The sequence below is a fragment of the Photobacterium sp. SP02 genome (genome assembly GCF_038519165.1).
Taxonomy (GTDB): Bacteria; Pseudomonadota; Gammaproteobacteria; order Enterobacterales; family Vibrionaceae; genus Photobacterium; species Photobacterium halotolerans.
Map to the genome: position 1 here is coordinate 1 of NZ_JASJOJ010000181.1, position 355 is coordinate 355.

The window sequence follows — 355 nt, forward strand, 5'->3', positions numbered from 1 at the left end:
GCAAGCATGGCACGCCAGTCGGGTCGCCCCATCTCACGCGCCAGTTTGAGGGCAAAACTCAGCTCACCGTCGAACACTTTCCCGCAGAAACAGGCTCTGCGGGCCCGGCGTCCTCTGTCTGTTCAGGGGCATTATTCACCACAAACTCATACATACCAGACAGCCGGTACACCACGTTTTCAGCATGAGAAATTGCCTCCGTGGGCCAGGTGGTAAGCAGTTCCTGCTCAATCTGTTTAACGGCTTCATTCATGGACGGCATCTGCGTCTTCTGCGGATGGTTATGCCACAGGGACATCGCCACCAGAAACGCGCCGGTTCTGATGGCGTCTTCCACAGTAAACTTCCGGTTGCT

1 protein-coding gene is annotated in these 355 nt (G+C 56.1%); it reads right to left on the minus strand.

What is annotated here, in order from left to right:
- Nucleotides 1-58: 58 nt before the first annotated feature.
- On the minus strand, nt 59-355 hold a 297-nt coding region (gpG, locus tag P0Y67_RS22910), incomplete at its 5' end, for a phage tail assembly chaperone G (protein WP_342393720.1).